This window comes from Streptomyces sp. NPDC045955, from assembly GCF_056430805.1.
Genome location: NZ_JBWKKY010000002.1, coordinates 544,801 through 559,336, shown reverse-complemented (window position 1 = coordinate 559,336; position 14,536 = coordinate 544,801). Strand labels below are relative to the sequence as shown.

At 70.0% G+C, this 14,536-nt stretch carries 11 protein-coding genes; 6 read left to right on the top strand and 5 right to left on the bottom strand.

Features of this window, described 5'->3' with window-relative positions:
* Positions 1 to 311: 311 nt before the first annotated feature.
* The 6 genes from AC07F0_RS05985 (at position 312) to AC07F0_RS05960 (ending at position 7,616) form a co-directional block, all read left to right on the top strand.
* Complete coding sequence (locus tag AC07F0_RS05985) at positions 312 to 2,663, top strand: ATP-binding protein (RefSeq protein ID WP_478974768.1); 2,352 nt, start codon at positions 312 to 314, stop codon at positions 2,661 to 2,663.
* The gene (locus AC07F0_RS05980) at positions 2,660 to 4,324 is read left to right on the top strand and encodes a DEAD/DEAH box helicase family protein (RefSeq protein ID WP_478974765.1); all 1,665 of its coding nucleotides are present in this window, start codon (positions 2,660 to 2,662) and stop codon (positions 4,322 to 4,324) included. The genes AC07F0_RS05985 and AC07F0_RS05980 overlap by 4 nt, the downstream gene beginning before the upstream one ends.
* On the top strand, positions 4,321 to 4,920 hold the full coding sequence (locus AC07F0_RS05975; RefSeq protein WP_478974762.1) for a hypothetical protein: 600 nt from the start codon (positions 4,321 to 4,323) through the stop codon (positions 4,918 to 4,920). The genes AC07F0_RS05980 and AC07F0_RS05975 overlap by 4 nt, the downstream gene beginning before the upstream one ends.
* Before the next feature lie 8 nt (positions 4,921 to 4,928).
* Positions 4,929 to 6,260 (top strand): sigma factor-like helix-turn-helix DNA-binding protein, encoded by a 1,332-nt coding sequence (locus tag AC07F0_RS05970; protein ID WP_478974759.1) that lies wholly within the window; start codon positions 4,929 to 4,931, stop codon positions 6,258 to 6,260.
* 118 nt (positions 6,261 to 6,378) lie between these two features.
* On the top strand, positions 6,379 to 6,939 hold the full coding sequence (locus AC07F0_RS05965) for a hypothetical protein (protein ID WP_478974756.1): 561 nt from the start codon (positions 6,379 to 6,381) through the stop codon (positions 6,937 to 6,939).
* A complete protein-coding gene (locus AC07F0_RS05960) occupies positions 6,936 to 7,616 on the top strand; it encodes a hypothetical protein (RefSeq protein WP_359204731.1) in 681 nt (226 codons plus the stop codon). The genes AC07F0_RS05965 and AC07F0_RS05960 overlap by 4 nt, the downstream gene beginning before the upstream one ends.
* Positions 7,617 to 8,335: 719 nt before the next feature.
* Here the strand turns inward: AC07F0_RS05960 and AC07F0_RS05955 are convergent.
* The 5 genes from AC07F0_RS05955 to AC07F0_RS05935 all read right to left on the bottom strand — a co-directional run bounded on the left by AC07F0_RS05955 (position 8,336) and on the right by AC07F0_RS05935 (position 14,494).
* Positions 8,336 to 8,917, bottom strand: a complete 582-nt coding sequence (locus AC07F0_RS05955) for a Pycsar system effector family protein (RefSeq protein WP_478974753.1) — start codon at positions 8,915 to 8,917, stop codon at positions 8,336 to 8,338.
* A 125-nt stretch (positions 8,918 to 9,042) separates the two neighbouring features.
* Complete coding sequence (locus AC07F0_RS05950) at positions 9,043 to 10,371, bottom strand: DUF4407 domain-containing protein (protein ID WP_478974751.1); 1,329 nt, start codon at positions 10,369 to 10,371, stop codon at positions 9,043 to 9,045.
* Positions 10,364 to 11,437, bottom strand: coding sequence for a hypothetical protein (locus AC07F0_RS05945; protein WP_478974748.1), 1,074 nt, complete (start codon positions 11,435 to 11,437; stop codon positions 10,364 to 10,366). Before AC07F0_RS05945 ends, AC07F0_RS05950 begins: the two co-directional genes overlap by 8 nt.
* Positions 11,434 to 13,701: a hypothetical protein gene (locus AC07F0_RS05940; RefSeq protein ID WP_478974745.1), complete on the bottom strand. Its 2,268-nt coding sequence runs from the start codon at positions 13,699 to 13,701 to the stop codon at positions 11,434 to 11,436. Before AC07F0_RS05940 ends, AC07F0_RS05945 begins: the two co-directional genes overlap by 4 nt.
* On the bottom strand, positions 13,694 to 14,494 hold the full coding sequence (locus AC07F0_RS05935) for a hypothetical protein (RefSeq protein WP_478974742.1): 801 nt from the start codon (positions 14,492 to 14,494) through the stop codon (positions 13,694 to 13,696). The genes AC07F0_RS05940 and AC07F0_RS05935 overlap by 8 nt, the downstream gene beginning before the upstream one ends.
* Positions 14,495 to 14,536 lie beyond the last annotated feature (42 nt).

Here is a 14,536-nt window from a genome sequence, read left to right as displayed (position 1 = left end):
GCGAGGACCCTGATGTCGCTGTGGAACGCGTCGCGGACCTGGTGCGCGAGAAGGCCGCGGCCGCTACAGCCGCCAGCTCTGCCACACCATCCGGGACCGGATTATCCCGTTCACACGGGTTTGACGCCTTCTTCCCCGTCCCCGTAGCCCCACGATTCGCCGGGGTCCGCAAACTACGGCCGGATTGTCAGTGGCACCCCCTACTCTCGAGATCGAAAGCTCGGCTCATGAGAGTCGGGCGGCTTCGCCGTGCCTACGCATGCCGCGGCCACCGTGACAGCGTCCCGATCCGCCAGGAGGGTTCCGCCGGAGTGAAGATCACCCCTTCCGCCCGCGTGCTGAGCATGCTGGGCGAGATCGACTTCGATGAGTGGCAGTGCGTCGCCGAACTCGTCGACAACCCTTTCGATGACTTCCTCGACATCATCCGCGCGGGGACGGAGTGGCCGGACGGCTTCACGGTGAGCGTGACCCTTCCGTCGTCCCCGAAGGGGATCCTGGAGGTCCGCGACACGGGGCGGGGCATGTCGTACGACCGGCTGGCGCGCGCAGTGCGGGCCGGCTGGTCCGGGAACGACATGCACGACAAGCTCGGCCTGTTCGGCATGGGCTTCAACATCTCGACCGCCCGCCTCGGCAGGCGCACCCGCGTCCTGACGACCCGCGCGGGCGACACGGAGTGGATCGGCGTCGAGATCGACCTCGACCAGATCAAGGACGACTTCGAGGCGAAGGACATCACCGAGCCGAAGACCGACCCGTCCCAGCACGGAACGAGGATCATCGTCGACCGCCTGCACAGGACGCGCGCCGAGTGGCTGCGCCGCAACGGCGCCTCGCTGCGCAACATCCTGGGCTCCGTGTACTCGTGGATCCTCACCGAGCACCCTTTCGAGCTCTACGTGGGCGGGACCCGCGTCAAGCCGGTCCGCCACTGCCGCTGGGGCGACGACCGATATGTGCTCTACAACGGCAAGGAGCGGATCCCCGCCTACATCCCGATCGACGAGAAGCTCCAGGATGGGATCGCCTGCCGGGACTGCGGGGAGTGGCAGATCGGTTCGGGCGAGGTTTGCTCGGTCTGCGGCAGCGGCAATCTGACCGTGCGCGAGCGCCGGATCCACGGCTGGCTCGGCGTCCAGCGCTATCTCGACAAGACCGAGTACGGGATCGACTTCCTGCGCAACGGCCGGAAGATCCTGCGCTGGGACAAGCAGCTCTTCACCTGGAACAACCCTGACGGGATCGCGGGGAACGAGGAGCCCGAGTACCCGGTCGAGCTCGCCCACCAGGGCGGCCGTCTCATCGGTGAGATCCACCTGGACCACGTCCCCGTCACCTACCAGAAAGACGCCTTCGAGTACGGGGATCGCAGCTGGCTCACCGCTGTCGAGCTGCTGCGCGGCCTGGCTCCGCTCCAGCCCCAGCGCGCCCGCAAGCTCGGCTACCCGGAGAACGAGAGCCCGCTGGCCCTGCTGTTCAAGGGCTTCCGCCGCAATGACGCGGGCCTGCGCTGCCTCGTCCCCGGCGACGGCCACAAGCCGATCCACGCGGATACCCGGGACTGGGGCCGGAAGTTCCAGGCAGGTGTCTCCGAGTTCCAGACCGACGAACACTGGTGGCAGGCGGTCCTGCGGCACGAGGAAATCAAGAAGCGAGGCAAGGAGGCCAAGACGGCGGCCAGTGTGCCGGCGCAGCCCGACGAGCAGGCTGTCCTGGGCGCCCTCGGCCTGCCCGCCGACATCCCCGCCTCCGGCGCCACCAAGCCCGAGACCGAGCAAAAGACTGTCACCACTCTGCCCGCCCCGGCTGCTGTGGCGGTCAAGGAGAAGACGGAGACCCGTGGCGAGCGCCTGGCCCGGTACGAGAGCGCGGCGTCGCCGCACACCTACCTGAGCCGGTCGTTCGGGCATCCCGAGCTCGGTTACGTGAAGGTGCGGACCCTGCTGCTGAAGCCGGGCGAGCGGCTCCTCGACGACAACGGGCTGCCCGTCCCGGTCCTCCTCGACCAGCGGTCCGGCAACGAACTCACCGCCCTCGTCGACCCCGAGCACGATGCCTTCCGGCGGTTCGGCGCGGACTACGCTGACCTCCTCCTGGTCGAACTGGGCGCCGTCCTGAAAGTGCGGGCGCGCTCCGACTGGAGCCCATCTCAGCTCGTTGCCGCGATCCGCGCCGAGTCCCTGCAGGACAGCGTGCTCGACGGCACGACAGTCGGCGCGGAGGCCCGCGACCTCCTGTCGGAGATCCGCGAGCGCGTGGCCGAGGCCCTCGATGAGAGCGGCAGCTGCACTACGGCCTACGGTCATCTCTCCGACGAGGAGGAGAACGCGACCGAGGAGGCGGTGATCGCCGCCGGACGGGTCGGCCTCGTCGGCCGTCTCGGCCAGGACTCCGGTTTCGTCCACCACATGCCCGCACTGGCCCTGGTCCGGCTCGTCCAGGCGATGCCGGAGTCGTTTATGGACGGCGCCGTCTTCCGTGGCCCGTACGCCGGGGTGTCGTCGCCGTCCGGGAAGGCGCTGAGCCTGGCCCGAGTCACGGGCTGCCTCGCGGACGTGGCGACACTCGGCACGTTCGCGGGTGGGGCGACCACCCAGCAGCTGCGGCGGGCCCGCCTGAGTATCGCCTTGCTGCGCGACGAGCTGGCTGGCGAGGGATGAGCGCCGTGTTCCTGACGGCCGCCGAACTGCGTGACGGCGGCCCGGAGGGATTGACCAAGGCGCTCGAGCGGACCCTGTGGCACCTGGGGTTTCAGGACGTCCGCGTCATCGATGGCGCTCACGACCACGGCGCCGACCTGCTCGCGGTCCGTGCCCGGGAGCAGTGGGTGTTTCAGAGCAAGTGGAAGGCGCACGGCACGGCCGACCATGCGGGCGTCGACGACCTCGAACGCGCGCGCACCCACTACCGGGCTGACAAGGCCGTGCTGGTGACCAACACGGACATCACCGCGTCAGCCGAGGCGCGGCGCCAGGCGCTGGCAGGGATCGGCGTCGACATCGCCCTGTGGCACGGAGCCACCCTGGACGCGATCGGTCAGAGGATGCCCGATCGCGTGCCCGCCCCCTACTCCCTGCGGCCGTACCAGGAACAGGCCGTGGCCGCGATCGAGCGGGACCTCGGCACCGAGGGGACGGCGTTGCTGGTCCTGGCGACAGGGCTGGGAAAGACGGTCGTCGGCGGCGAGGTCGTCGGGAACCTGCTGGCGTCGCGGCCGGACGCGCGCGTCCTGGTCGTCGCCCACATGCGCGACTTGGTCGGTCAGCTGGAAAAGGCGCTGTGGCGGCACCTCCCGAAGAGCGTGCCCACCCGCCTCCTTACCGGAGAAAGCAAGCCCCGGGCCCTCGACGGCGTCGTCGTCGCGACGGTCGAGTCGGCGCTATCCGCCGTGCGCGCGGGCTACGAACCTGACCTCGTCATGATCGACGAGACCCACCACGTGGCCGAGACCGGCAGGTTTGCGGAACTCCTCGATCTGTGTGGGACTGCGGGACGATTCGGAGTCACCGCCACCCCTTGGCGCGGCGATAAATTCGACATCACCGCCCGCTTCGGCCGCCCCAGCTTCAAGATGGGCATCGCCGAGGGCATGGCAGCGGGCTATCTGTCGGCCGTCGACTACAAGCTGTACGCGGACGGTGTCGACTGGGATGCCGTCCAGGACATCAGTCGTCACGGCTACTCGATCAAGGACCTCAACCGGCGTCTGTTTCTCCCCCAGCGGGATGAGGAGATCGTCGAGCATCTGCGGGCGGCGTGGCGGGAGACCGCCGAGCCCCGCGCCATCGTGTTCTGCCAGACAATCGAGCACGCCGAGCACATGGCGGATCTCCTCGCCGTCTCGGATCCGGCGTGGGCCAATGCCTCCCACCTGCACAGCGGTTTGCCGAAGCGTCACCGTGACGTCCTGCTTAACCAGTTCCGTCTCGGCCGCGTCCCGGTGATCACCTGCGTTGACGTGTTCAACGAGGGCGTCGACGTGCCCGACGTGAACTTGATCGCCTTCCTGCGCGTCACCCACAGCCGACGGATCTTCGTGCAACAGCTCGGCCGAGGGCTGCGTTTGAGCCCCGGCAAAAAGGCTCTGAAGGTTCTCGACTTCGTGACCGACATCCGTCGGGCCGCAGCGGTGCTGAACCTTCGCCGGACGCTGGAGGCCGAGGAGACCGAGCACTTGGAGCTCCCGCACGTCTCCCGGATCGAGTTTCAGGACGAGACGGTCGGCTCCCTGATGGACATGTGGATCCAAGATGCCGCCGACCTTGAGACCGCGGCGGACGAAGTCCGCCTCCAATTCCCCCTGCCGAAAGGAATACTGTGACCGACTACAGGATCCCGCCCTCCGTCGAGAAGGCCGTGGTCACGCGGATCTACGCCCAGGCTGACGAGGCACAGTGGCCGCACCTCCAGGACGCGGACCGCACCCGCCTGTACCGGGAGTGGACGGAGGACCCGGAGATCGGCGGCCGCCTCCTCAACTTCGTGGGGCAACGGGCCAATATCCGCCCGTGGTTGAAGGACTGTCCCATGAAGGAGTACGAGCGGGCACGGCGCGGCGAGGGCAAGTACGCCAAGTACGTGACCCGGCCGGCCGCGACGCTCGAGCAGATGGTCGCGGCGACCCTTGGCCCCGGCTGGGAGGTCATCCCGGGTACCACCCAGCAGAAGCCGATGCGCGCGAGTATCCGCGAGGTCGGCACGGAGGACGAGGAGCGGTACTTCGTGGCCGGCACGGCGGCGAATCTCAAGCACCTCGTGTGGCCGGCCATCCTCGACCGGTCCAACGGGGAGACCTGGCCCTGGACGATCTGCGTCGTCGATCCGTTCCGCGCTCCCGTACCGCCCGAGAAGAAGGAGGAACACCGGCGCGTGGCCGAGTTCCTCGGCGTGCAGGTCGTCTATTTCAACGAGATGTAGGGGGAACTATGGGGGACGAGTGGCTGGTCAGGGCGTGGGAGGTCTTCGACGAGCGTGAGCGGGCCGTCGTCGCGGGCCGTTCCCAGGGCCGGACGCTGGACGAGGTCGGGGCGGCACTTGGGCTGAGCCGCGAGCGCGCGCGCCAGATCCAGAACCGAGCGCGGAAGCAGCTCGCGGCGATGGCGGACATCGTCCAGGACGGTTGGCGGGAGACGGCCCGCACTGCGGGCGCGGGCCCGGCCGCCCCGCGAGAAGCCTTCGCCGCCGCGCTCGGGATCGTCGACCACGTGGCGCTGGACGAGCTGCTGGCTGCGGCAGGGCTGGACGCGCCGCGGACGTGGGCGGGGCCCCTGCGCGGCTGGTGGACTGCCAACCCCGGCGCGCTGGACAGCGCCCTGCGCCGTCTCGTTGACGCCGCGCCCCTCCGCGGCGACGACCTCGGCCAGGCGGCTTCCGAGGCCGGACTGCCTGCGGGTCTCCCCCTGGCGCGGCTCCTGAGCCACTCCGAGTCGCGGCTCGCCCTGAGCCCCGACGGGCACTGGGTCCGCCGCAAGGCACGGGGGCGCGACGCCGCGTACCTGTGGCTGCTGGAGACCGGGCGCCCGGGCCGGGCCGACGAGTTGCTCGACCCGATGGCCGCGACGACCGTCGCGGCCGTGCGGGAGGCGCTGCGCCGTGACGACCGGTTCCGGCAGATCCGCCCCGAGGGCACCTGGGCCCTGACTGAGTGGACGCACCTGCGGGCGTCCACGTACGCCACTGCGGAACAGGCGATGGTCGCGGTGGTCACCGAGTCGGGCCCCCTCTCCCGGGCGCAACTCTTCGCCAGAGTGACGGAGCTGTACCCGGTCACCCCCTGGCGCCTGAAGCAGTGCCTGCTCAGTGACCAGCTCGGTGAGACCCCCGACGGCCTCGTCGACCTCGTCTCCCGCGGTGCCCGCCCCCTGGAGGAGGAGGAACCAGTCCGGCCGGACACGATGGCCGTCGAAGGCGAGGTGCTCGGCGTGCGGATCCCCGTGAACCGGGACATCCTGCGCGGCAGCGGCGTCAACGTGCACACCTGGCTGACCTGGCGGCTGGGGCTGCGCCAGGCCCCGATGACCCGCACGTTCGCGACGTCCGGCGACCATTCACCGCTCGTCGTCCGCCGCGGCACCAGCAGCGCCCAGATTTCCAGCCTGCGTCGCCACGCGCTCGAACTCGAGGTCGTCGACGGCTGTCTGCTCGCCGTCCTCCTCCGCCTCGACGACGGCACCGCGCGCGTCGGTCACGGCTGCGCGCCGGACACCTGCCCGGCGCGGCGGACGCAGGCCGCCGCGCCGCCGACAGTGAACGTCTGACGCGGCGTCGGCATCAGCGTTCCTTGGCCAGCCCAGGGCCATTTGCACTGGCCCATATAAGGGAGGAGCCGCAGACTTGCTGGCTACCTCACACGAAGACTCCTGATACGAGGGGGACATGAACCAGTTCGAACTGCGCCGTGTGGAGCAGCAGCTCCGCGAAGCACTGCAAGATACCGCCCTGAGTTGGGTGCTCGACGACGTCGACGCGGCAATCGCCGCGGGAGTGCCTGAGGAGAAGATCCTCCGCCGACGCCAACAGCGCCGCGATGATGACTCCCCTGGCGCGAGCCCGGCCGCAGCAGCGCTTCGATATGAGGTCGTGGACCGCAGCGTGCTTGGTCTCGTCGAGTTCGAGGCATCGCGCAAGCGGGGAACGCTGGTCATCGCAACGCGAGCCATGACGGATGAAGAGCGTGTCCAGCTCCTCCTGGATGCGGTGAGGCGAGTACTCGTCGAACTGCCTGAAATGGAACTGGAGGTGCTGAAGACGCTCCGGACCGAGCCCGAGGGCGATGTCGGCAGCCGGAGCATCGCTGAGGCGGTCGTGTTCGAGCCGGACGAAGGCGCTCGATCGCGCCGTAGTCGAACGGAGTTCCGGGGCGATCGGATGCCGACTGAGCGACGTACACGCGTCAGTCAACTACTGGCCGATGTGACGAGGGAGGTCGTCAGTTGAGCACGGTCGATGACCTGGTCAACGAGATCAAGAGCCTTCTGGCGGCGGGGGCAGTGTCGTACGACTCCGCTTCGAAGCCGTCCGACGTCTACGAGGGCTTCGTCTTCTCCCTAATTGTCGCCACTGCGAGTCGGCACGGTGCCACCGTCACCTACGAAGACGTCTACGGGGCGAAGGCCAGCAGCCTTGTCTTCCGGACGGGGCCCGGTCATTTGTACAGCAACAGCCAGCCCTTCACCCACGCCTTGATCGAGTTCGACGGTGCTCCCGCCCTTGAGGTCCATCTCGGCGTGTACGTGACCGGCTCGTCGGGCGTCCTGCACGAGTGCGACGTGCTGGTGTTGCCGGCCGAGGAAGCCGCCCTGAGTCGGGCGCAGGGCATCGCACCACGAGGCAGTCAGTGCGTCCTCATCGTCGAGTGCAAGTACTACATCTCCAACCTCGGCATCGGCCTCGCGCGGAACTTCGAGGGGCTGCGCGCCGATATTCGCACCCAGAACGAGCTCTTCGTCTCCAACACAAGGTCATCGAGCATCGTGCGGTACCTCGACGCCCGAAAGAGAGGTTTCGAGCCGGACGTGGTGCCCAACTCACCGCAGGCAGGCTATCTCCAGGCGGAGATCAGGAAGACCTTCAAGAGCTACCTGAGCAAGCACGCGCCCTCAACGGTGATCTGAGCCCGCTGGTCAAGTGCCACGGCGCCGAGGATTTCGTGTGAGCCAATACGGCAGGCGGCTGGACTCGGCGGCCGTTGGCCAAGGCCCCGCTGGGAGCCATCTGGGAGCCAACCCGCTCCCCAAGCCCCTTCCAGACCACCCCAGACCACCGCACCCCAACACCCTGACCAGGCAAAACACCAAACGACCCGGCACCAATCCCGCCCGAACCTCATTCGGGACGAAGAGGTCGTGGGTTCAAATCCCGCCACCCCGACAGTTGAAACACCAGGTCAGGGGCCTGATCCGCTTAACGGGTCGGGCCCTTGAGTGATTCCTGAGGGGGCACCGTCGGCCTGCTGTCTACCCGTACGGGCAGGGCACCACCGACGAACCATGGCGCGACATCGCCCGACGCATGGTCGCCGCCACCGGCATCACTCCGGACGACGACGATGCCCGGCGTCCCGACGACAGCCGAACGTCACGCTGATGACCACGTCCACCTCGTTGGGCGCAACGCTGGGACAGGCATCGGCCCCCTCCGCACCACCAGCACCAGCCGCAACGGGGGACCGTCGGCAAGCGAGCCGGAGTCCAGGACCCGTGGATGGCGCGCGAGAAGCTCCTGGACTCCGCCTCGGTCTCGAACGCGGCCGGCTCCAGGGCCTGCAGAGCGCTCCCCAGGACGAATACCGACTGATCAGTCACCTGTTACCCCGCCTTGGCAGATCTCGCCGTCAAGCCGACGCTCCCGTCACTATGCCCAACAGGGTGAGCACGAAGAAGACCGTGCTCCAGGCCAGTGCGTGGCGTATGCAGCGGTATTTGGTCCAGGCGGTCCGGGACAGGGCCGCCAGTTGACACAGGTCCCGGGTCACGGGGTCGGTGCGGCGGACCGTCCGCTCCAGGTGTGCGGCCGACATCGCCAGCCTCGCGTCGCCGAAGTAGTGGGTGCGGGAGTGGTGGGGGTTTCCCAGCCGTGGGGTCACTGCCAGACCGAGCAGGACGAGTGCCGGTGCGCAGGCGGCGCAGCCCACCCAGAGGAGCAGCTGCGGGACGACCGGGTACTGGCGCGGGGCGATGACGCCGCTGCCAATCGCGCCGAGCAGGGCGGTCAGCACCGCGCCCAGGGACGCCAGCATGAGTCCGGCCTTGGTGTCGGCTTTCACGAGCTCCTCACGGACCTCGGACAGCAGCACCCTGGCGAGTTCCGCGGCGCGGTCGGTCGCGTTGCCGGTGCCCGTGCCGGTTCCGGTGTCGGTGTCCGGGCCTGTGCCGGTGTCCGGGCCTGTGCCGGGGGCGCCTGCGGGTGTGGTCATGCCTGCCCCTCCTTTCCGTCGGTGCCGGGCGGCCGCCCCGGCGTGCGGGGCGGCCGTGGAGCTGTGTCCTTGGTGGGGACGGGTGGTGCGGACGGGTGGTGCGGACGGTGGTGCGGGCGGGTGTGTCAGACCGTGGACGAGCGGCGGATCTCGTCCTCGAGCGCGTTCACCGCCTGCCGGACCCGGATGTTCATCGCCGCCGTGTGTTCCCGGGCCGCCGCCTCCGACTCGGCGCGGTGGCGCCGGACCTCCTGTTCGATGGCGTCCTGGGCGATCTCGAGGTTCGCCATGGCCCGGCGCTCGGTGAGGCGGACCTCCTCGCCGTGGATCTTGACCGCGCTGTTGCTCTCGCTGGTGAGCATCCGGTCGTACGCGGTGTCACCGCTCAGGTATTTCACCAGCACGGGGAGCATGTCGAGGAGTACGAACAGCAGGCGGATCAGCCAGATGCCCACGAACAGCACCGCGTTGCCACTCGCGAGTTCATCCAGCGCCCGGATCCGTTCCAGGACCCCGATCTCCTTCTGCTTGGCCCGTTCCTCCTCCAGCCGCCGTTCGATGCCGTCGGCCCGGTCCTTGAGGAACGTGCCGCGTGACGAGGTCAGTTGGGCCTCGATCTTCGAGATGCGGTTGTTCATGCCGGCGAGTCGCTTCTCGTTCTCACTCGTGCGGTGGGTGGTCCGGTAGTCCTGTGCCTTGTCGCGCAGGCGCAGGCACTCTGACGTCCGCTGATAGAGGCCGGTGGCGGCGATGCGGATCAGCCGGCGGCACTCGTCCCGTACCTCGGAGTCGATCGTCTCCAGCCTGGTGGTGTCCCGGTCCACCCGCTTCTGCAGGGCGGCGGCGTCCGAGCGCAAGGCGTCGAGTTCCTCGCCCCGTTCGCCGGGTGTCGCGCCGAAGGAGAGGACGTACGTCCTGCCGCAGCCCTTCGGCGTGACGGCCTGCGTGGTGGACGGGACGGGGTTGCAGCGGACCAGGTTCGTGCGCAACCGGTCGATGGTGTCCGTACGTTCGCTCGCGACGCGTTCCTCGATGGCCGTCTGGAAGATGCGCAGCACCAGCGGCTCGGCGATCACCACACCGAGCATCAGTGCGATCAGCAGACGTGTGACGAGGGGGCCGGCCCGTCGCCGGGCGTTGGGCTGAGGAGTGACCAGCCAGCGGTCGAGGTTGAGGACGAACAGCATCCAGATGACCGTCGGGACCACGGCCACGAAGGAAACCCCGCCGAGCGCCTGGGTCGCGAAGTTCCACATGGAGAACGCCGCTATCACTGACGTGCCGAGCACCACCCCGCCGAGGGCCGTGTACTTGCTTCGCTCGTATCGGACCCGGGCCAGAAGTTCCTCGTCGACACCGGTGAGGGCACGCAACCGTCGTGCCGCCTTGTCGCCGGTTCTGTGGCCCTCCGGCGTGCCGGTGGCCGTCACACGGTTCGTCGGGACGTCAGTCAACGAGATCGTCCTCGTCCCTGACGAAGCCGCCCTGCGCGTCGCGCGCCCCGTCCCGGCCCGCTGCCGTGCCACCGGGGCCTCCCCGTCCCGACTCGACCATGCGGGCGCTGTCGGCGGCGGCCGAGAGGCCCGGCGCGACCTGGCCACCCGTCTCGCGCAGGACCTGTTCCAGGACCTGGTGGTAGTCGACGTACTCGCTGCCGCCCATCTGCCGCAGCAGCGTCAGCAGCATGTCGCGGCGCATCTGCGCCTCCGCCGTCTCACGCGCCTGCGCGTGGGACCGCTCCGCCGTCTCCGCCGTGTGGCGGCGGGCCGACTCCTCGTCGGTGATCCGGTGAATGCGGGCCGCCACCTCGGTGACGTCCATCTCCTTCCGGGCGATGCCGAAGGCGTCCACGTGGTCGGATCCCTGGGAGAGCAGTTCCGCGATCCGCCGGGCGTCCTCGGTCTCGAAGTCGCGCTGGCCGCGCTGCAGTTCCCAGGCGCGCCGCTCGTCGCGCAGCTTCTGCTCCCAGTTGCGCAAGTCGTCCGACGCGTGCACCTCGGCACTGACGAACTCGACGCTCATGCCCGCGACACGCGGCGGCACGATCGCACTGTAGGCGGTCATACGATGACTCGCCTCGGTGCGCACCGCGTTGACCTCCTCCACGCGGTGCCCGGCGCTCACCCTCGGCAGGTCGCTGTCGCCCATCAGGTAGGCGCGCAGGGGAACGGTGACGTCGATGATGCCCTGCCGGGCGATGACGATCGGGTCGGTCACCTGGCAGGTGAAGGACGCCCGCATCGTGAAGTTGTCCGCCTCGCTCATCGACGGCAGGGGACGCTCCACATCGACCAGGCGCGCCCGGGTGTCGACCAGGCTGACCGAGGAAGCGTCGAGCACGTCGGGGTGGGACGGGTCGAACACCATGCCCTCGGGGAACATGCGGTAGTTCCCGCCGACCCTGAAGACGTAGGCCGCGCCGGGCGGCAGCGGCGGTACGTCCTCGCGGCGACGACGCCGAGACCACCAGGTTCCCTGGACCGTGGCCAGTATGTGCTCGGCGATGACCGGGTAGTTCACTTGCTTCGACCTCCAGGAGAGGAAGGGACGGGAGCGGTGGACATCAGGGGCGCGGCGGAGCTCCGGGAGTCGGCCGGTGGCCGGCCGCGCAACGATCCGAGGAGGATCCGCGCCAGTTGGCGGGCGCCGGGGATCGCGTAGTCGGGGTGCTTCAGGGCGATGGACAGGTGGTGGCACAGAGCGGCCCACTGGCGCCCGCTCATGGCGTTGCGCATGGCCTCGCCGAGTTCGCGCACGGCGCCGGTGACGGAAGGGTCGTCCCGCAACTGCACCAGCGTGCGGCACAGCGCGCTGACCGCCCGGCTCCGGTTGCTGCTGTGCAGGACGTCCGCCCACAGCGCGCCGAGCTGGCGGGCGCTGTCCGGGACGGTGCGCAGGAGTGCCGCGGTGACGGGCTCGGGGACCTCCAGCCGGGTGGCCTCCAGCAGCTGGAGGGCGGTTCGCAGTGCGATCGACCGCTCCCGGGAGCGGGGCGCCGTCCTGGCGATCACCGTCCGCACGTACCGGAGGGTGAACAGGACGCGCTCGGGGTCCTGTTCGGCGGTCTGCAGCAGGAGGACCAGGGAACGCCGGGCCGAGAACGCGATCCGCTCGCCACGCTGCATCAGGAACCACAGCAGGGTGAGCGCCTGAAAGCGGTACAAGGAGCCCAGGCGGCCCGTCAGCGCCATGGCGGCCGTCACGGCACGGCCCTGGCCGCTGTTGTCCGTCCAGCTCAGGACGATGTTCAGGGCCTGCGGGGCGAGATGCTCCACATCGCACATGAACTGCAGCGTCAGCGCGGCGGTCACCCGCTGACTGGTGATGCCCTCGGACCACACCTTCAGCAGGTTCTCGTCGACCTCGACCAGTGCGTACCGGGCCAGCAGCGCGACGCCCCGGGCCACTTCCGTCCGCGTGTCGAGGTCGCCCCGCAGGGCCAGCTCGCCCAGCCACTGGCGCAGCGGGTACCAGAGCTCGTAGCCGTACAGGTCGTGCAGCTCCGCGATGACGAGCTCGCGGACGCGCGGCGAGGTGAAGACCAGGCGCCGTTCGCTGCGCCCGGCGTCCCGGCCCGGGCCCGGGCGGTACTCGGTGGCCACGAGTCCCACCGCCCGCTCCTTCCACCGGGCCCTGGACTGCCGGGCCACCGCGCCGCCCGACGGTGTCCTCGTCTCGTCGTCCGGCTCGGCGACCGGCGTCTCGCCGCTCTGCTCCCAGTTGCGCACGTGGGCGGTGAGCGCGGCGCACTCCTGCTCGAACGTCCGCTCCGGGACGCCCTCCAGGAAGGCCAGCGCCGCGAGCGGGAGCAGGTCGGCCGCGGGCGGCTGCCGGCGGAACCACTCCTGGACCCGCTCCCGGTACCGGTCCCGCAGGGTGTCCAGCGCCTTCTCCGCGCCCTCCTGGGACAGGGCCACGGCCGCAGCGACGACGTCCGCGGGCCGCCGCTGCTCGCCGACCCTCTCCAGCAGCTCCTGCTCCGTGTCCGGCGTGAGGCCGGCGTGCGGCAGCTGCTCCCGGCAGTGTTCGAACAGCTCCACGGGGTCCGGGGACTGCCAGGGCACACAGCGGTCCCGCAGCGCCAGCCGCCGGCGGGTCGTGTCGCCCGCCGTGATCACCAGGTACGACCCCTTGCGGTGCAGTTCCTCGCTCAGCCGCCCGACCTCGTACGCCTGCACCGCCTGGTCGGGCAGCTCGCCGACGTAGTCGAGGATGACGTAGCCCCGGCCCGGCTTGAGGTCCCGTGAGGCCGCCAGCTCGGCGAGGGCGTTGGCGGGCGACAGGCTGCGCAGTGTGGCCTGCTCGCCCAGGACGTCCCTGAGCAGGGCGAGGGAGGCCGCGCCCCGGCCGCAGCCGTCCTGACCGGTCAGGACCACGAGACCGTCCGCGCGCAGCCTGCCCAGCGCCTCGTCGAAGCAGGGCTGCGGGGGCAGGTAGTACCGCAGTGCCCGGTCCGCCTCCTCGGGCTCGATGGTGCCCGGGGCGAGACCCGGGGACGAGGCGGGGCCGAAGCCGAACGCCGCCCCGGCCGCGTCGACGACGCCGTAGAAGTTGTTGTTGACGAGCTGGTGGACGCGGCGGAGGTCGTCGTAGCCGCGGTCGTCCTCCTCCCGCTCGTCCGGCTCCGTGCGCTGCTCGGGGGCCTTGTCCGGGCCCGGGTCCTCGTCCCGGGCCTGCGGCGCGCTGCCGTCGTCCTCCGGCTCGGGCGGCTCGGCGTCCTGGCCGGGTACGGGGGCGGGTGGCGCTATGTCCAGCCCGCCGTCCGGGTCCGTGTCGTCAGCCACCGGCGCTCCCGAAGCCGAAGACGGCACCCCGGGCGTCCACCGGGCCGGCGATGTTGGTGACGTTGATGTGGTCGCCTTGGTAGGCGTTGCTGATCCCCGTCCCGCCCGCGGCGGCCGGCTCGGGCCGGTCCGCCGCGGGCTCCCCCGGCACCGGGGCCGCGTGCTTCCCCCACTGCGCGGCCCCGGGCTCACGGGAGGCCTCGGCCGGTGCGCCGGACGCGGGCACCCACAGCCAGGCCGTGGCCTCGTACTCCTTCACATGGACGGTGACGCGGGTGAAGTCCTCCGTGGCCAGGGTCGTGTGACCGCCCGCCACCGTGGTCCGGAAGACGTCGTCGGACAGCAACAGCGCCAGGTCGGCCTCCGGGTAGGCGGCCAGGGCGTCGTAGAGCGCGGGCGCGTTCAGCAGGCGGGCCGTGGCCACCACGGCCGTGCCGGCGAAGCCGTTGTCGGCCAGCTCCACCAGTCCCTGGTGGACGACGGCCCGCAGCCGCATCCGGGCCTCGGGAACGCGCTGGGCGTTGTACTCGCGCAGCTCGGCGACGAGATGGCGGACGTAGTCGTCGACCAGGCGCGGTTCCTTGCCGTCGACGGGCCGGATCGCCAGCTGCTCGTCGCCCTTGTGCTGGATGTGCCACTGCGCGCGGTCCAGTCCGGCGCCTCTGGCGGCACGGTCGAGGAGCCTCGGCAGATCGTGCTGGATTTCGGACTGCCTGCGGTCGTTCTTGCTTCCGTAGGACTGGGCGTCCACGGCTATGCAGGTGCAGGGATAGAAGTCAGGCCACGCAGCCACCCGATCATTCCTCTCTGGGCAGGCGATGGGCAGACACTGCCC

Coding starts and splice junctions, on each gene's coding strand:
- AC07F0_RS05980 (WP_478974765.1), top strand. CDS start 2,660: ATGAGCGCCGTGTTCCTGACGGCCGCCGAACTGCGTGACGGCGGCCCG.
- AC07F0_RS05970 (WP_478974759.1), top strand. CDS start 4,929: ATGGGGGACGAGTGGCTGGTCAGGGCGTGGGAGGTCTTCGACGAGCGT.
- AC07F0_RS05965 (WP_478974756.1), top strand. CDS start 6,379: ATGAACCAGTTCGAACTGCGCCGTGTGGAGCAGCAGCTCCGCGAAGCA.
- AC07F0_RS05955 (WP_478974753.1), bottom strand. CDS start 8,917: ATGACCACACCCGCAGGCGCCCCCGGCACAGGCCCGGACACCGGCACA.